Raw genomic sequence first — 16,636 nt, forward strand, 5'->3', positions numbered from 1 at the left:
CGCAAACACGCGGCCTTTATGCCGGAGATGGTTTGCGCGGGGCTTTTGCGCAGGTTCGGCCACGCCGTTTTATACCGCTTTTGCTGACCGATGGCGCCGTACCGCACCGGCTGCGCGCCGCGCACTGTTCGATGCTGCGACGCTCGAACAGCGCTTTCGATGCAAGCTGATCCTGGCCGGTGGCGTACATACCAATCCGCACGCGTACACACACAAGCGCACACAAGCACGCGCAAGCGGCTGCAATCTCGTTGCAATATCCGCGCAACCGGTGTGCAACCTTCCTGCAACGAGACTGCAACAATCGCCCGCCGCCACGGCTTTTCGTCGTGGCGGCGCCGTGGTGCGATCACGCGTTCAGGCACTTGCGCCGGTGCCCTCCCTGCGCAGCAATCAGCGCGCCTGGCACCCGGTTCAGAAACCGTCGGCAAGACGCGGCTGAACATCGGCGAGCGCGACGTCGGCGCTGCCCTGCGCGAGATGCACGGTGAGCCGCTTGCCGGGCTTGAGCGTGGCGGGCGAGCGCACGGCCGCGCCGTTCTGCGCATCAAGCAGCGCCGCGTATCCGCGCTCAAAGGTGCGCTGCGGGCTCAGCACTTCGAGGCGCGCCGTCAGTTCCGAAACGCGCGCCGCCTCGCGCTCGCGCTGCCGCGCGAAGGCGCCGTCCAGGCGCCGGCCGAGCGACTCCACCTGGGTGCGCTGCGCGGCGGCGTCGGGCCGCGCGCGCTGCCAGCGCATTTGCATGACGTTCAGGCGCGCACGGGCTTCGGCGCTCGTACGCGAGCCGGCCGAAGCGAGCCGTATCGCCAGTTGGCGCAGGTGCGTACGCTGTTGCGCGAGCCGCTCGGCAGGCGAAACGAGCCGGCGCGCCAGCCAGTCGAGTTGCTGCGCGCGCCGCTCGAGCAGGCGGCCGAAGTCGCGCGCGAGGGCGGCGTGCCGCTGGTCGAGGTCGCGCAGCAGCAGCGCGCGCTGCGGGCTCACGAGTTCGGCCGCGCCCGTGGGCGTGGGTGCGCGCACGTCGGCGGCAAAGTCGGCGATGGTGAAATCGGTTTCGTGCCCCACGCCGCTCACCACGGGAATCGCGCTCGCCGCGATCGCGCGTGCCAGCGCCTCGTCGTTGAACGACCAGAGATCCTCGATCGAGCCGCCGCCCCGGCACAGCACGAGCACGTCCACCTCGTTGCGCGCGTTCGCGGTTTCGAGCATCGCCGTGAGCTTTTCGGCCGAGCCCGCGCCCTGCACCGGCGCCGGATAGACGATCACCGGCAGGTGCGGTGCGCGGCGGCACAATGTCGTGAGCACGTCGCGCAGCGCGGCCGCCTGCATCGACGTAATCACGCCGATGGCGCGCGGGTGCGAAGGCAGCGCGCGCTTGCGCTCGGGGTCGAAAAGCCCTTCGGCCTCGAGTTGCGCCTTCAGGCGCAGGAAGGCTTCGTAAAGCCGGCCCTGGCCGGTGCGCCGCACGGCTTCGACGTTCAGTTGCAGTTCGCCGCGCGGCTCGTACATCGTGACGAGCGCGCGCACTTCGATACGATCGCCTTCGCGCGGCGTGAATTCGGCGTACTGCGCGCGGCCGCGGAACATCACGCAACGAATCTGCGCCTGGCCGTCCTTGATCGAAAAGTACCAGTGGCCGCTCGCGGCGCGCGTGAAGTTCGAAACCTCGCCGGAGATCCATGCAAGCGGAAAGGTGCGCTCGAGCATCGAGGCGATCGCCCGGTTGAGCGCCGAAACCGGCACGACGACGTCGCCCGAGGCAGCGGAGGAAGCGGAAAATCGGTCGGATAGCATGCGAAAGGGGATGTGGATAAGCGTCGGCCGGACAGACGATAGACCGTTCGGGGGGCGGCAGTCCAGCACGAATGCGTCCCGGCCGGCAAGCCCGACGAAGTGTCCACATTGGGTGCGTCATGCGACACGATGACCGGCGACGCCTCGCAAACGCTGACAACTCCATACATCTGATTGATTTATATAGGTTTTTTATCTTTATAACATTCTTACAGACCGATGGAATGGCCGAGCAATGGGCCTTCCAGCCTTCGCGATGTCCACTTCTCCACAAAGTTGTCCACAGGCGGTGAATTTTCCGACGTTTCGCGGGGCTTACACCTTCCCGACAGTTACGCGCGGACAGGCAACTTGCCGCGTGGCGCCGACCCGCGCTAGAGTGCCGGGTTCACGACCGACTGCGCCATGCCACACGGCATGCGAAGCCGTCCCGCTTGCGGGCGCGCCTGGTCGCCGTCTTTGCCTCGCGCCCACTTCGAACCGGAGAACCGCCTCGATGCCCGCCCAGCCCGTCAGCCTCCTGCATCCCGCGTCCGGCGCTTCGCGCGTGGGCGACGGCCGCCGCGCGGTTCGCCAAGGCGTTTTCCACGCCGCAGTTAACCACGCTGTCAGCCCCGCAGTTAACCCATGAGCGGCCCCGTCTCCAGCCTCAAGGAACGCCTCGAAGCGCAATTCGCGCACGCGTGGCAGCGGCGCGGCGCGCTCGCCTGGGCGCTCACGCCGCTCGCCGCCGTGTTCGCCGCCGTGAGCGGCGCGCGCCGCGCCGCCTTCGCGGCCGGCTGGCTCAAGCGCGTGCGAGTGGGCGTGCCCGTGGTGGTGGTCGGCAACGTGACCGTGGGCGGCACGGGCAAGACGCCCACCGTGATCGCGCTCGTTGAGGCGCTGCGCGCGGCGGGCTTCTCGCCCGGTGTGGTCTCGCGCGGCTACGGCGCGAAAATCGATCGCCCCACGCCGGTGACGCCCGACACGCCCGCCCGTCTTTCGGGCGACGAACCCTTGCTGATCGCCCGGCGCACAGGCGTGCCCGTGTGGGTGTCGCCCGACCGCGTCGCGGCGGCCACGGCGCTGTGCGGCGCGCATCGCGACATCGACGTGATCGTGAGCGACGACGGCCTGCAACACTATCGCCTCGCGCGCGATGTCGAGATCGTGGTGTTCGATCATCGTCTGGGCGGCAACGGCTTCCTGCTGCCCGCGGGACCACTGCGCGAGCCGCTCTCGCGCCGGCGCGACGCCACGCTCGTCAACAACCCGTTCGAGCGCACGCTGCCGGCCTGGCCCAATACGTTCGCGCTCAAGCTCGAACCCGGCGACGCCTGGCACCTCGCCAATCCGGCGCTGCGCCGCCCGCTCGCGCAGTTCGCCGCTGACGCGGCCACGCCGGGGCAAGGCGCCCGGATAACGTCGGACAAGCCGGGCTCTCAGGCCGCGCCGCGCATCGTGGCGGCGGCCGGCATCGGCTCGCCGGAGCGCTTTTTCGCGACACTGCGCGCGGCCGGGCTCGCGCCGCAAACCATGCCGCTGCCCGATCATTACGCCTATGCGACCAACCCGTTCGCCGACGTCACTGCCGACGCGATCCTGGTCACCGAAAAGGATGCAGTAAAATTGGGGGCCTGGAACGACGCGCGCATCTGGGTTGTCCCCGTTGAAGCCGCGCTCGATCATCGCCTCATTACCCTGGTTGTGGAGAAACTCCGTGGACGCTCGTCTGCTTGAAATCCTGGTCTGCCCGATCTGCAAGGGCCCGCTCAGCTACGACCGCGCCGCGCAAGAGCTGATCTGCCATGCGGACAAGCTCGCTTACCCGATCCGTGACGGCATTCCGGTCATGCTCGTCGACGAAGCGCGTCAAACCGTGGAAGGCACGCCGGTCGATCCGGCCGGGCCGGGCGCCGCGTAAAGAGGCGCACCGGGCCTCAGGGCCCGCTCGCCCCTTGGCCCTCCGGCCCGCGGCCACGCGGGCCGCGCCGTCGGCATCGTGTCACCGCGGCGCGCCGCACACGCCCGATTCCTTCCGGCCTGGCCGTTCCGGCACGCCTTCGCTTTCCCAATCCGCTTCCCGCTCTTGCCGAGACTGGCCATGACCGCTCCCCTGCACCCCTTTATCGCCGTCGTCCCGGCGCGTCTCGCGTCCACCCGGCTGCCCAACAAACCGCTCGCCGACATCGGCGGCAAGCCCATGGTGGTGCGCGTGGCCGAACGCGCGCGCGCTTCGGGCGCGCAGCAGGTGCTGATCGCCTCGGACTCGCAAAGCGTGCTCGACGCCGCCCGCGCGCACGGCTTCGAAGCGGTGCTCACGCGCGAGGATCACCCCTCGGGCACCGACCGTCTCGCGGAAGTCGCCGAGCACTTCGGCTGGAGCGACGAGACGATCGTGGTCAACGTGCAGGGCGACGAGCCGCTGATCGACCCCGCGCTCGTGTGCGACGTTGCGTCGCACCTCGCCACGCATGCCGATTGCGCGATCGCCACGGCCGCGCACCCCATCACCGCCCCCGACGAAATCTTCAGCCCGAACGTCGTGAAGGTCGTGCTCGATGCACGAGGCGTGGCGCTTTATTTCTCGCGTGCACCCATTCCCTGGGCACGCGACGCATGGCAGCCGCACTGGTCGCCGGCCCGCCTCGATCTCGGCGCAATGCCCGCCCCGCCTGCCCCCGCGACGGTTTACCGTCATATCGGCCTCTATGCCTACCGTGCGAAATTCCTGCGCAGCTATCCGACGCTCGCGCACTCGCCGATCGAGCAGGTCGAGGCGCTCGAACAGCTCCGCGCGATGTGGCACGGCGAGCGCATCGCGGTGCTCGTCACGCAGGAGGCACCCGCTCCGGGCGTCGACACCCCCGCCGACCTCGCCCGTGTGCAGGCGTTATACCGGCCTTAATTCCGTCCGTGACGCAAAAATCCCATGGCATAATCAATTGTTTGCGCGAGCCGTCTAAAGCCTTTGTGCGTCGGGGTTTCCCCGCTTTTCGGCGCCGCCCCGCAGCGCCGCCGCGTGCCCAGGCACCGTGCGACAAGCCGCGCGGGACGCGTTGCCGCCCACCGAATGCGTGGGACCGCCGCGCCGCAAGAATTCACACAGATCGGAGATTGTTGACATGCGTTTGATCCTGTTGGGCGCCCCCGGTGCGGGCAAGGGAACCCAGGCAAACTTCATCAAGGAGAAGTTCGGCATCCCGCAAATCTCGACGGGCGACATGCTGCGCGCGGCCGTCAAGGCAGGCACGCCGCTGGGACTCGAAGCGAAGCGCTTCATGGACGCGGGCGAGCTCGTGACCGACGAGCTCATCATCAATCTCGTGAAGGAACGCCTTCAGGAGCCGGACTGCAAGAACGGCTACCTGTTCGACGGCTTCCCGCGCACGCTGCCGCAAGCCGAAGCGATGAAGCAGGCGGGCGTCGCGATCGACTACGTGCTGGAGATCGACGTGCCGTTCGACGAGATCATCACGCGCATGAGCGGTCGCCGCATGCACCCGGCTTCGGGCCGCACCTACCACGTCAAGTTCAATCCCCCGAAAGAGGACATGAAGGACGACGTGACGGGCGAGCCGCTCGTCCAGCGCGACGACGACAAGGAAGAAACGGTGCGCAAGCGTCTGGACGTGTACGTCGCCCAGACCAAGCCGCTCATCGCCTACTACAGCGACTGGGCGAAGCGCGGCGAGGAAAACGGCCTGAAGGCGCCGCAGTATCGCGCCATCGCGGGTCTGGGCAGCGTCGACGAAATTCGCGAGCGCGCGTTCGAAGCGCTCAAGTAAGCCGCTTCAAAGGCCGCTTCAAAGACTGATTCGAAGCCGGCTTCGGCTTCCTTGCTGGTTTGCCTGCGGGCCGGCTGGCGCCGCACTCCCGATTGCCTCGGGGCGCGACGCCGGCCGGCCCGCTTTGTTTTTGGTAGGTCTCGCGTGGGCTTGCTCCTGCGCCAGGCACGAGCACAACGAAAGGAGACAAGACATGCAGATCCGCGACAACGTATTCCTCATCACCGGCGGCGCGTCGGGCCTCGGCGCGGCCAGCGCCCGCCTCATCGCGGCGCAGGGCGGCAAGGTCGTCATCGCCGACCTCAACGAGGACGCCGGCAACGCGCTCGCCAGTGAGTTGGGCGGCGTGTTCGTGAAGTGCAACGTGGCGAGCGAGGAAGACGGCGCGCGCGCCGTGGCCGCGGCAACCGCGCTCGGCACGCTGCGCGGCCTCGTGAACTGCGCGGGCATCGCGCCCGCCGTGAAGACCGTGGGCAAGGACGGCCCGCACCCGCTCGACACGTTCTCGAAGACCATCTCGGTCAACCTCATCGGCACCTTCAACATGATCCGCCTCGCGGCGGCCGCCATTGCCCAGACCGCGGCCGCCGAGGGCGGCGAGCGCGGCGTGATCGTCAACACGGCTTCGGTGGCGGCGTACGACGGCCAGATCGGCCAGGCGGCCTATGCAGCATCGAAGGGCGGCGTCGTCGCCATGACGCTGCCGATCGCGCGCGACCTCTCGCGCAGCGGCATCCGTGTGATGACGATCGCGCCCGGCCTCTTCGAAACGCCGATGCTGCTCGGCATGCCCAAGGACGTGCAGGACGCGCTCGGCGCGATGGTGCCGTTCCCGCCGCGCCTCGGCAAGCCGGACGAGTACGCGATGCTCGTCAAGCAGATCGTCGAGAATCCGATGCTCAATGGCGAGGTGATTCGCCTGGACGGCGCGATCCGCATGCAGCCGAAGTAACGCGGCGCCCTGCCCTCCGCAAAACAAAAAAGCCCGCGACGTCTATCGCGGGCTTTTGCATTTTGGCGTCCAGGGCTCGTCCGGTCGCGCCTTCAGTCGTTATCGAGCGTGCGCTGGCGTAGCTCGTGCAACTGCGATTCGACGACGGTCGCGTCTTCGGCCTCGGGGCGCTCGTCGAGATAGTGTTCGAGGTCTTCGAGCGCCGGGCGCAGATAGTCGAGGCGCGCATACGCGAAGCCACGGTCGCGCACTTCCTCGATATTCTCCGGCAGCAGGATCACGAGCCGCTGCTGGATGGCGAGCAGGCGTTGCCAGCGCTCGGTCTGGAGATAGACGGCCTTCAGGTTGCGAAGCATGCGCGCGACGATCTCGCGCCGCGTGGCGGGTTCGAGCAGCATGCGCAGCGCGCGCGCCACCGAGTCGCCCGTGTTGGCCACGAACGGTTCGAGCATCTCCACCATGTCGGACTCGGTGAGCGTGCGGCCCGTGGTGGGGTCGAGCATTTCGTCGCCTTCGGGCAGCGTCACGCGCAGCAGGAAATGTCCCGGAAACGACACGCCCTTCACCGGCAATCCAAGCTGCCCCGCCACCTCCAGATACAGCACCGCCAGCGAAATGGGGATGCCGCGGCGGCGCTTGAGCACGACGTTCAGATGGCTGTTATCGGGATCGAGAAAATCGTTGAGATTGGCAGCGAAGCCCATCTCGCGAAAGAAGCAGCGGTTGAGCACGCCGACCTGCTGACGCACGTCCGCGCCCTCGGGCATGCGGCGACGTACGCGCAGCGCGAGTTCGTCGATCTCGGCGAGCGTGCCCTGCATATCCAGATCCGGATACGCGTCCTGGGCAATCGCGAGTGCCGCTTCGGTGAGCGGCAGGCTCTCGTCATCGGCAACGAGCGCGCTGAAATAATCCAGAACCCGCGTAGACATCGTGCTCACTTCGTCCGCCTCTTGAAGTACGCGTATTTGAAACCCATGAGCCACAGCATACCGAAATATAGCGCCGCGAACAGGACGAGACACGCGCCGAGCAGCGCAATGCGCGCGAGCGGTTCGTGACGCAGCGCGATCCAGTCGTAGCTGATCGCACACCAGTGCATGGCCCCTGCGAGCACGAGGCATGCCCCGAGCAATTGCACGAAGAACGTCGTCCAGCCCGACGACGGCATGTAGATGCCGCGGCGGCGCAGCCCGATGAAGAGCAGCAGCGCGTTGATGCAGGCGCCCAGGCCGACCGAGAGCGTCAGGCCCGCGTGCGAGAAGATCGGCACGAAGAAGTAGTTGCTGATCTGCGTGGCGATGAGCACACCCACGCCGATCTTCACCGGCGTCTTGATGTCCTGGCGCGCGTAGAAACCCGGCGCCAGGATCTTGATGAGAATGAGGCCGATGAGCCCCACGCCGTACGCCGCGAGCGCGCGGCCCGTCATGACGACGGAGGTTGCGTCGAACTTGCCGTAGTGAAACAGCGTGGCCGTGAGCGGCTCGGCGAAGAAGAACAGCGCGACGGCCGAAGGCGCGGCGAGCAGGAAGGTCACGCGCAGGCCCCAGTCGAGCAGCGCGGAATACTCGTGCGGATCGGCGTCCACGTGCGCTTTCGAGAGGCTCGGCAACAGGATCGTGCCGAGCGCCACGCCGAGCAGCGCCGTTGGGAACTCCATCAGGCGGTCGGCGTAGTTGATCCACGACACCGCGCCCGGCCCGAGACGCGAAGCGATATTGGTGTTGATGATGAGGCTGATCTGCGCGACCGAGACGGCGAACATGGCCGGCACCATCTTCGCGAGCACACGCTTCACACCCTTGTGCGCAAGCGCCTTGAGCGGGTTCAGGCCGATGCGCGGCATCATGTCGATGCGCTTCAAGCCCGGCAGCTGCACGAGGAATTGCAGCACGCCGCCCACGATCACGGCCCATGCGAGCGCGTAGACCGGCTGCTTCATGTGCGGCGCGAACGCCACGGCCGCCGTGATGAACGAAACGTTGAGCAGCACCGGCGCGAACGCGGGCAGCGAGAACTGCTTGTACGTGTTGAGCACGCCGGACGCGAGCGACGTCAGCGAGATGAACACGATGTAGGGGAACATGATGCGCGTCATCGTGACGGCGAGCGGGAACGCCTGGCCGTCGCTCTTCAAGCCCGACGCGACCACGATCACGACGAACGACGCGCCGAAGATGCCGAGCAGCGACAGGGCCGCGAGCACCCAGGCGAGCACGGTCGAGGTCGCGTCGACGAGCGCGCGCGTGGCGTCGTGGCCCTTCTGGTTCTTGAACTCCGCGAGAATCGGCACGAACGCCTGCGAAAAGGCGCCTTCCGCCGAGATGCGGCGCAGCAGGTTGGGAATGCGAAACGCGACGTAGAAAGCGTCGGTGTACTGACTCGCGCCAAATGCGCGGGCAATCAGCGTTTCTCGGGCCAGACCGGTCACGCGCGACAGCAGCGTGAAGCCGCTGACTGTCAGCAGGGCTCGGAATAGATTCATGGGGCGCTTATTATACGGGCGCCGTCCGGTCCGTCGCGCATGCGCGGCCCGAAGGCCTGCGCCGCGAGGAGGCAACGGCAAAGGGCGCTGATTGTGACCGCGTCGCGTTAAAGGCGTTCACCTCTGACAGCCCTTGACGTCGCAAATACGTCACGATTGTCACCTCGACGATTCTGTTGCTATAATTGTCGATTCGAGTTCTCTCGCTCATTGCGAGTATGACCCGAAACGCGCCTTGGAAAGGGAGCGGGAAGCATCCGGAGATTTCGGGCCAGCTTCTTCGCTTTGGCACAAAAGGCGCGGCCGGCAAGCCGGCAAATACCGTTTTGCGCTTTCAGGCAACACTGCCGAAAGAGCAAATCCAGGCAAAGAGCGTTGTCCGGCACGACCACAGGTCGGCGGGTCCGCGCTCCGCAATCACAAGGAATCGAAATGGCAAACTCCGCACAAGCACGCAAGCGCGCTCGTCAAGCCGTCAAGGCAAACGCACACAACTCGGCACTGCGCTCGAAGTTCCGCACCGCCATCAAGGCTGTTCGCAAGGCGATCGACGCCGGCGACAAGGCAAAGGCTGCTGAAGTTCTGAAGGCATCGGCCAAGACGCTCGACATCATCTCGGACAAGAAGATCGTCCACAAGAACAAGGCCGCTCGCCACAAGAGCCGCCTGGCTGCTGCCGTCAAGGCAATGCAAGCCGCGCAGTAAAGAGATTCAGGCTGCCCGTCATCACGGGCACGGCTTCTCCTGCGTCACAAGAAAAACCCGCTTCGGCGGGTTTTTTGTTGCCTCGACGTTTCGCACCGCCCGCCTCCGGACCGACGCAGACCAGCGCAGACCAGCGCGAACGAAACGGACAACGGGCAACGGAAGAAAGCGGACGTAAAAAAACCCGCCGAAGCGGGTCGTTCGCGCCGCGAGGCTCAGCGAGAGCCGCCGCGCTGCGTTGCGTGGTCCTCGGGCAGCTCGCACGCCTCGGTCACGACGAGATCGTTGTCCTTGGCGAAGTTCAGCACGAAGTTGAAGGCCATCGGCTCGATGTCCTTCAGGCGCGAGTCCAGCACCACGACCTTGAGGTCGCCGATCATCGTGGGACGCACATAGAGCGAATAGCGCAGGTAGGCGTTCGGGCCGCGAGCATTGGCCGACGCTTTCGGGCCGAAGCTCGACATCACGCCCGCGAGACGCTCCGACCAGTCACTCGGTCGAAACTTCTTCCCCGAGCTGGTGATGCCTTGAATGAAGTATTCGGTTGGAGCGTCGTCGGCCATGCAGGAGTACCTGTGTGTATAGCTGCTGGGTGCGTTTGCAGCATGTAACGGCGGCACGAGCGCTGCGCCCGCGCTTTTGCCGCGGGATGCCGGCCGCGGGGGTTCGCCCGCCGCCATGCGCATGGACAGTCCGATGGATGGGGAACGGCTGCCCGCGCACCCCGCCCGGCCGCACAGTCTCGAAAATCGCCGCCGCTGCCTTTGGCAAAGCAATCGATACCAAACGATCGATGCAGAACAATCGCCGCAAAGGGATGGGCAGGTCGATTCCGGACGCGCTGCCGCTCAGCGCACAGGCCGCTCCCGCGGGCTTTTCTGCCGTTGCTGCGAGGCGTTGCCACCTTGCCGCCGCATACGTCCAGGACCCGTTTGTCGTGCCTAAGAAATCCCTGAGATTATAGCGTACCGGCCGTTATGACGCAGCGCACACAAGGCATCTGAAAGGCTAAAGTCGGGCCGCGCCGACGCCCCTCGAACCGGCATGCGGCGCGCGCCGCCGTGCCTCGCCAAACTTTCGGGCAACTCGTCAAACTGCGCAAAATCCTTTATGCTGCTTTGACTTACCACCAACCGCAGCGGCGTCGCCGGCCCCAGCATGCAGTTCGAGGCCGGATCGGGCGCCGTTTTTCGTTTCATGACCTCCCGGACCATACGCCATTACCTTCAGTTCAAGGATTTCTCCCTTGACGAATATGAATATGTGCTGGAGCGCGCGCGCATCCTGAAGCGCAAGTTCAAGAACTACGAGACCTATCACCCGCTGCACGACCGCACGCTGGCGATGATCTTCGAGAAGAGCTCCACGCGCACGCGCCTCTCGTTCGAAGCCGGCATCTTCCAGCTGGGCGGCCACGCCGTGTTCATGAACACGCGCGACACGCAGCTCGGCCGCGGCGAACCGATCGAGGATTCGGCGCAGGTGATCTCGCGCATGGTCGACATCATCATGATCCGCACGTTCGGCCAGGACATCCTCGAGCGTTTTGCCGAGAGCTCGCGCGTGCCGGTCATCAACGGCCTCACGAACGAATATCACCCTTGCCAGGTGCTGGCCGACATCTTCACGTACTACGAGCATCGCGGGCCGATTCGCGGCAAGACCGTCGCGTGGGTTGGCGACGCCAACAACATGCTCTACACGTGGATCGAAGCCGCGCATATCCTCGGCTTCAAGCTGCGCATCTCCACGCCGCCGGGCTACCCGCTCGACCCCGCGCTGGTCGCGCCGGAAAGCCAGCCGTTCTACGAAGTGTTCGCGGACCCGCACGACGCCTGCGACGGCGCTGACCTCGTCACCACGGACGTCTGGACCAGCATGGGCTTCGAAGCCGAAAACGAAGCGCGCAAGCAGGCCTTCGCCGACTGGTGCGTGGACGCGCCGATGATGGCCCGCGCCAACGCCGACGCGCTCTTCATGCACTGCCTGCCCGCGCACCGCGGCGAGGAAGTGAGCGCCGAAGTGATCGACGGCCCGCAGAGCGTGGTGTGGGACGAGGCGGAAAACCGCCTGCACGTGCAGAAGGCGCTCATGGAGTTCCTGCTGCTCGGCCGCCTGAACCACTAAGGCCAGCGCGCACCGCCTTGCAAAAAAGCCGACCCTCGGGTCGGCTTTTTTTCGTCCGCGCTCGCGACAGTCGTCAGACCGTTTCGCCAAGACGCCGCGCGAGAGCCTTCAAAAGCGGCGCGACGCGCTCGCGGAACACCTCGGGCCCCATCGACGAAGCCGGCCCGCTGCAACTGAGCACGAGCCAGCGCCGTTCGCGCGGCTCGCGAAACGGCACCGCCACGGCGTTGACGTCTTCGTGCCAGTCGCGAAACGAGTAGCAGCACCCTTCCTTGCCGAACACTTCGATCTCGCGCTTCGCGGCTTCGACCAGCGCCGGACCTTGCGCGCCCGCCGCCTTCTCCAGTTCGGCGAACAGCGCGAGGCGCACGTCGATGGGCTGCACGGCCAGGTAGGCACGCCCCATCGAACTCGTCAGCATCGAGAGGCGCGAACCCGAAGCGAGACCGAGCGTGAGCGCCGTCTCGCTGCGGATCGTCTCCAGATAAATCACGTCGAGGCCGTCGCGGCACCCGAGCGACACCGCTGCCCCCACCTCGCGCGCGAACTCGCGCATGTGCGGGCGCGCGAGTTCGAGCGTGTCGGTACCCGAGAGCAGCGCGAAGCCCAGTGACAGCACGCCCGCGTCGAGCGCATATTTGCCGAGCGATTCGTCGAAACGCAGGTAGCCGAGCACGGTGAGCGTGTAGGCGAGCCGGTTCACCGTCGCCTTGGGCAAGCCCGTGCGCTCGACGAAGTCGCGGTTGCCGAGCAGCGTCTCGCCGGGCCGGAACGCCCGCAGCAGGTCGAGCCCGCGAGCCAGCGCCACGACGAACTTGCGCTCGTCGATCGGACCCTCGGCCAGCGAGGAAGAAAACGATGAAGTTGTCGTCGATCCGGATGCAGACATGGGTGCGCTAGTGCTACACTAAAGTCAATTTGCAAAACATTGTTCCGCATAGCGGAACTAACGTCAAGCGCAAATTCGCCCAATTCAAGGATTCAGGAAAGCAAGGAGAGACACCATGGCCGCAAACGCCCAGTTCCATTGGGAAGATCCGCTGTTGCTCGACCAGCAGCTCACCGAGGACGAGCGCATGGTGCGCGACGCCGCCGCCGCCTACTCGCAAGACAAGCTTGCGCCGCGCGTGCTGGAAGCGTTCCGCCACGAGAAAACGGACGCGTCGATCTTCCGCGAAATGGGCGAAGTCGGTCTGCTCGGCCCGACGATTCCCGAGCAATACGGCGGCCCCGGCCTCAACTACGTCGCCTATGGTCTGATCGCACGCGAAGTCGAGCGTATCGACTCGGGCTATCGCTCGATGATGTCGGTGCAGTCGTCGCTCGTGATGGTGCCGATCTACGAATTCGGCTCGGAAGCGCAAAAGCAGAAGTACCTGCCGAAGCTCGCGAGCGGTGAATGGATCGGCTGCTTCGGCCTCACGGAGCCGAACCACGGCTCGGACCCGGGCAGCATGGTCACGCGCGCGAAGAAGGTGAACGGCGGCTACTCGCTCTCGGGCGCGAAGATGTGGATCACGAACTCGCCGATCGCCGACGTGTTCGTCGTCTGGGCGAAGCTCGAGGAAGACGGCAAGGACGACATCCGCGGCTTCATCCTGGAGAAGGGCTGGAAGGGTCTCTCGGCCCCGGCCATCCACGGCAAGGTGGGCCTGCGCGCCTCGATCACCGGCGAGATCGTGCTCGACGAGGTGTTCGTGCCGGAAGAGAACATCATGCCGGGCGTGAAGGGCCTGCGCGGTCCGTTCACCTGCCTGAACTCGGCACGCTACGGCATCGCCTGGGGCGCGCTCGGCGCCGCGGAATCCTGCTGGCACACGGCGCGTCAGTACGTGCTCGACCGCAAGCAGTTCGGCCGCCCGCTCGCCGCCAACCAGCTGATCCAGAAAAAGCTCGCCGACATGCAGACGGAAATCACGCTCGGCCTGCAAGGCTGCCTGCGTCTGGGCCGCATGAAGGACGAAGGCACGGCCGCCGTCGAGATCACCTCGATCATGAAGCGCAACTCGTGCGGCAAGTCGCTCGACATCGCGCGTCTCGCGCGCGACATGCTGGGCGGCAACGGCATCTCCGACGAGTTCGGCGTGGCGCGCCACCTCGTGAACCTCGAAGTGGTGAACACGTACGAAGGCACGCACGACATTCACGCGCTGATCCTGGGCCGCGCGCAAACGGGCATTCAGGCGTTCTTCTGATCGCCCCCCTGCCTCGCGCCGCCCGCGCATGAAAAAACGCCGCACGATTCGTTTCGTGCGGCGTTTTTTTTCGGCTTCAGCCGTGCAGCTTACTTGTTCGGCTGCGGCGTCATGCGCAGATACGGACGCAGCGCCTTGTAGCCCTTCGGGAACTTCTGCTTGATGACCTCTTCGTCCTTCAGCGACGGCACGATCACGACGTCATCGCCCTGCTTCCAGTTGCCGGGCGTGGCGACCTGGTAGTGGTCGGTGAGTTGCAGCGAGTCGATCACGCGCAGCACTTCGTCGAAGTTGCGGCCCGTGCTCGCCGGGTACGTGATGATGAGACGCACCTTCTTGTTCGGGTCGATCACGAACAGCGAGCGCACGGTGAGCGTCTCGTTCGCGTTCGGGTGAATCATGTCGTACAGCGTGGAGACCTTGCGGTCGCCGTCGGCCAGAATCGGGAAGCCGACATTCGCCGCCTGCGTCTCGTTGATGTCCTTGATCCACTCGTTGTGCGATTCGGCGTTATCCACGGAGAGCGCGATCGTCTTCACATTGCGCTTCTCGAATTCGTCCTTGAGCTTCGCGGTCAGGCCAAGCTCGGTCGTGCAGACCGGCGTGAAGTCGGCCGGGTGCGAGAACAGCACGCCCCAGCTGTTGCCAAGCCATTCATGAAACTTGATACGGCCAATGCTCGAATCCTGATCGAAGTCGGGTGCGATATCGCCAAGACGTAGACTCATGGTGGGCTTCCTTTGTACGAGGTGTGAACGCGTTTTGAACGCGCTCTGAACGAATCCGGGCGCACGGCCCGATGATCCAGTGGACGTTTACATACTCAAGCATACAGGTCGCGCTCGTGCCCCGCTAACGAACATCGCCTCACACCGGTATGCGTTTTTGTCATTTTGAGCCATCATGTGGAAACTTTGGGTGCCGGATCAACTCAATACGTCTCATCGCGCGCATGTCTTTGCGCGCTTAATCCAGACACTTTCCCGTGCGCCTTCGCAGGAACGGATCGTGCGAATTCGGCTCGTGACTGCGCGTCACGCTTGCCAGCGCCCGTATCTTTGTTACGATTCACGCGTGATGTGACACGATGGGAGCCAGTCAATGTCAGAAGTCAACAAGGAGAGGCTGATGTCCGATATCAAAACCGTCCTCGCGGATGCAGAGGACCTGCTCAAGCAGGCAGCGAGCGCTACGGGCGAGCGCGCGTCGGAGTTGCGCGAAACGGCACTCTCGCGTCTGAAACAGGCAAAAGAGAAAGCCGCCGACGTCCAGGTGGTCGTGGTCGAGAAAGGCAAGAAAGCGGCGCGCGCCACCGACGACTACGTGCACGAGCATCCGTGGGCGTCGATCGGCATCGCTGCCGGCGTGGGCGTGCTGGTCGGTCTGCTGATCAACCGCAAGTAAGCGCCCGCCAGCGCCGCCGTACGGCGCGCGGTCGCTGAACCGCGCGCGCCATACGCACGAGAAGCCGTCTCGGGGCCGCTAACGCCCGGATGGCTTCTCGCCTACGCTGAGCGCCGCTTCGCCCACCGGTCTCGCCGGGCGACGCCGCCGGCCGTTTTTTCTCGCGCCTTGCTCGCGCACTCGCCTGCGCAACCTGCCCTCGCCATGACGACAGACACCCAATCGCAGCGCCACGAACACGGACCCTTGCGCCGCCTGCTCAGCTCGGCGTTCGCGATGCTTCAAACGCGTCTCGAGCTGATAGGCATCGAACTCGCCGAAGAGAAGGACCGGTTGATCGCCGTGCTGTTCCTCGGCCTCGCGGCGATGATGCTCGCCTTGCTCGCGCTCGTCGCGCTCACCGCGCTCGTTGCCATCGCGTTCTGGGACACGTGGCGCTGGCAAGCGCTTGCCTGCATTACGGCCGTCTACGCGATCGCAGCGATCGTCTGCGCCATGAAAGCGCGCGCCGGTCTGCGCAATGCGCCGCTCGTCTTCCAGGCGACGCTCGAGGAATTCGAAAAAGACCGCGAAATCCTGCGCAAACCCTAGCCGGCCGGGCTTGCGATGCCCGCCGGAAGCTTGATGCCCCGGAACGCACCGCCCGCCCGCACAGCGCCCTTCGATCCGCCTGTGATCCCGCCTTCGACCTGATAGCCGCGAGCCGACGCCATGAGCCAACCCCGACCGGACACCTCCTTTCGCCCCAACCGCATTCGCTCGCACGACCTTTCTACGCCGCAACTGCGCGCGTTGCGCAAGGAACTGCTGCTCGTGCGCGCCGCTGTCGAGCGCGCCGAAATGTCCGAATCGATCGTCGAACTCCGCTCGGCGGTCACCAATTTCAGTTGGCTGCGCTTCGTGGTGCCCGGCTTCAGCCGCTCTGGGTCCAGCGGCGGCGGCGTGGGCGCCGGTCTCGGCAATCTGCTCAAGCAATATCCGCTGCTCAGTTCGCTCGTCTCGCTCATCGTTGCCAAGCCGCTGCGCACGAGCCTCGTTAGCGCCGCGCGCCCCGTCATCAAGTGGGGCGGACTCGCCTTCACGGCATGGGAGGCGTACCGCGTGTGGCAGCAGGTGCGACGCCAGCGCGGCGCGGCGCCTGGCCGCGCTTCCCGCAATTCATCCGACGAAGACGATCTCACCGGCTGATCCGCTCGCGGCTCGTCTG

The 16,636-nt window shown here is 65.7% G+C and carries 17 protein-coding genes; 11 read left to right on the forward strand and 6 right to left on the reverse strand.

Annotated features, from left to right (window positions below):
- Nucleotides 1-414 precede the first annotated feature (414 nt).
- On the reverse strand, nucleotides 415-1,791 hold the full coding sequence (gene xseA / locus C7402_RS27320) for an exodeoxyribonuclease VII large subunit (protein ID WP_116612850.1): 1,377 nt from the start codon (nucleotides 1,789-1,791) through the stop codon (nucleotides 415-417).
- Between the two features lie 627 nt (nucleotides 1,792-2,418).
- On the opposite strand from xseA, the gene lpxK reads away from it, so the two are divergent.
- The 5 genes from lpxK to C7402_RS27345 all read left to right on the forward strand — a co-directional run bounded on the left by lpxK (nucleotide 2,419) and on the right by C7402_RS27345 (nucleotide 6,510).
- Nucleotides 2,419-3,510 carry a tetraacyldisaccharide 4'-kinase gene (gene lpxK / locus C7402_RS27325; RefSeq protein ID WP_116612851.1) on the forward strand — a complete coding sequence of 364 codons (1,092 nt, stop codon included), beginning with the start codon at nucleotides 2,419-2,421 and terminating at the stop codon, nucleotides 3,508-3,510.
- Nucleotides 3,491-3,694 (forward strand): Trm112 family protein, encoded by a 204-nt coding sequence (locus C7402_RS27330; protein WP_112173251.1) that lies wholly within the window; start codon nucleotides 3,491-3,493, stop codon nucleotides 3,692-3,694. Before lpxK ends, C7402_RS27330 begins: the two co-directional genes overlap by 20 nt.
- Nucleotides 3,695-3,874: 180 nt before the next feature.
- Nucleotides 3,875-4,678 (forward strand): 3-deoxy-manno-octulosonate cytidylyltransferase, encoded by an 804-nt coding sequence (gene kdsB / locus C7402_RS27335; RefSeq protein ID WP_112173252.1) that lies wholly within the window; start codon nucleotides 3,875-3,877, stop codon nucleotides 4,676-4,678.
- Between the two features lie 217 nt (nucleotides 4,679-4,895).
- Nucleotides 4,896-5,558 (forward strand): adenylate kinase, encoded by a 663-nt coding sequence (gene adk / locus C7402_RS27340; protein ID WP_112173253.1) that lies wholly within the window; start codon nucleotides 4,896-4,898, stop codon nucleotides 5,556-5,558.
- Nucleotides 5,559-5,751: 193 nt separating this feature from the next.
- Nucleotides 5,752-6,510 (forward strand): SDR family NAD(P)-dependent oxidoreductase, encoded by a 759-nt coding sequence (locus C7402_RS27345; RefSeq protein ID WP_116612852.1) that lies wholly within the window; start codon nucleotides 5,752-5,754, stop codon nucleotides 6,508-6,510.
- Between the two features lie 92 nt (nucleotides 6,511-6,602).
- On the opposite strand, the gene C7402_RS27350 is transcribed toward C7402_RS27345, so the two are convergent.
- Together C7402_RS27350 and murJ are read right to left on the reverse strand one after the other, a co-directional pair.
- Nucleotides 6,603-7,442 (reverse strand): SirB1 family protein, encoded by an 840-nt coding sequence (locus C7402_RS27350; RefSeq protein ID WP_116612853.1) that lies wholly within the window; start codon nucleotides 7,440-7,442, stop codon nucleotides 6,603-6,605.
- A 5-nt stretch (nucleotides 7,443-7,447) separates the two neighbouring features.
- Nucleotides 7,448-8,998 (reverse strand): murein biosynthesis integral membrane protein MurJ, encoded by a 1,551-nt coding sequence (gene murJ, locus C7402_RS27355; RefSeq protein ID WP_112173256.1) that lies wholly within the window; start codon nucleotides 8,996-8,998, stop codon nucleotides 7,448-7,450.
- Between the two features lie 432 nt (nucleotides 8,999-9,430).
- Between murJ and rpsT the strand changes: the two genes are divergently transcribed.
- Nucleotides 9,431-9,703 (forward strand): 30S ribosomal protein S20, encoded by a 273-nt coding sequence (rpsT, locus tag C7402_RS27360; protein ID WP_112173257.1) that lies wholly within the window; start codon nucleotides 9,431-9,433, stop codon nucleotides 9,701-9,703.
- Nucleotides 9,704-9,918: 215 nt separating this feature from the next.
- Here the strand turns inward: rpsT and C7402_RS27365 are convergent, their stop codons facing one another.
- Nucleotides 9,919-10,266 carry a DUF3579 domain-containing protein gene (locus C7402_RS27365; RefSeq protein WP_112173258.1) on the reverse strand — a complete coding sequence of 116 codons (348 nt, stop codon included), beginning with the start codon at nucleotides 10,264-10,266 and terminating at the stop codon, nucleotides 9,919-9,921.
- A 634-nt stretch (nucleotides 10,267-10,900) separates the two neighbouring features.
- Between C7402_RS27365 and argF the strand changes: the two genes are divergently transcribed.
- Nucleotides 10,901-11,830: an ornithine carbamoyltransferase gene (gene argF, locus C7402_RS27370; protein ID WP_112173416.1), complete on the forward strand. Its 930-nt coding sequence runs from the start codon at nucleotides 10,901-10,903 to the stop codon at nucleotides 11,828-11,830.
- 73 nt (nucleotides 11,831-11,903) lie between these two features.
- Here argF and C7402_RS27375 read toward each other — a convergent pair whose 3' ends face one another.
- Nucleotides 11,904-12,719 carry an IclR family transcriptional regulator gene (locus tag C7402_RS27375; RefSeq protein WP_112173259.1) on the reverse strand — a complete coding sequence of 272 codons (816 nt, stop codon included), beginning with the start codon at nucleotides 12,717-12,719 and terminating at the stop codon, nucleotides 11,904-11,906.
- A 115-nt stretch (nucleotides 12,720-12,834) separates the two neighbouring features.
- Here C7402_RS27375 and C7402_RS27380 point away from each other — a divergent pair, with 115 nt between their 5' ends.
- Complete coding sequence (locus C7402_RS27380) at nucleotides 12,835-14,025, forward strand: acyl-CoA dehydrogenase (RefSeq protein WP_116612854.1); 1,191 nt, start codon at nucleotides 12,835-12,837, stop codon at nucleotides 14,023-14,025.
- 89 nt (nucleotides 14,026-14,114) lie between these two features.
- On the opposite strand, the gene C7402_RS27385 is transcribed toward C7402_RS27380, so the two are convergent.
- On the reverse strand, nucleotides 14,115-14,753 hold the full coding sequence (locus C7402_RS27385) for a peroxiredoxin (RefSeq protein ID WP_112173261.1): 639 nt from the start codon (nucleotides 14,751-14,753) through the stop codon (nucleotides 14,115-14,117).
- A gap of 373 nt (nucleotides 14,754-15,126) precedes the next feature.
- Between C7402_RS27385 and C7402_RS27390 the strand changes: the two genes are divergently transcribed.
- From C7402_RS27390 to C7402_RS27400, 3 genes are all read left to right on the forward strand, one after another.
- A complete protein-coding gene (locus tag C7402_RS27390; protein WP_007584918.1) occupies nucleotides 15,127-15,429 on the forward strand; it encodes an ElaB/YgaM/YqjD family protein in 303 nt (100 codons plus the stop codon).
- A 204-nt stretch (nucleotides 15,430-15,633) separates the two neighbouring features.
- Nucleotides 15,634-16,020 (forward strand): phage holin family protein, encoded by a 387-nt coding sequence (locus tag C7402_RS27395; RefSeq protein WP_112173262.1) that lies wholly within the window; start codon nucleotides 15,634-15,636, stop codon nucleotides 16,018-16,020.
- A gap of 120 nt (nucleotides 16,021-16,140) precedes the next feature.
- Nucleotides 16,141-16,617 (forward strand): DUF3318 domain-containing protein, encoded by a 477-nt coding sequence (locus C7402_RS27400; protein ID WP_116612855.1) that lies wholly within the window; start codon nucleotides 16,141-16,143, stop codon nucleotides 16,615-16,617.
- Nucleotides 16,618-16,636 lie beyond the last annotated feature (19 nt).

The sequence above is a fragment of the Paraburkholderia unamae genome, from assembly GCF_003096875.1.
Classification (GTDB): Bacteria; Pseudomonadota; Gammaproteobacteria; order Burkholderiales; family Burkholderiaceae; genus Paraburkholderia; species Paraburkholderia unamae.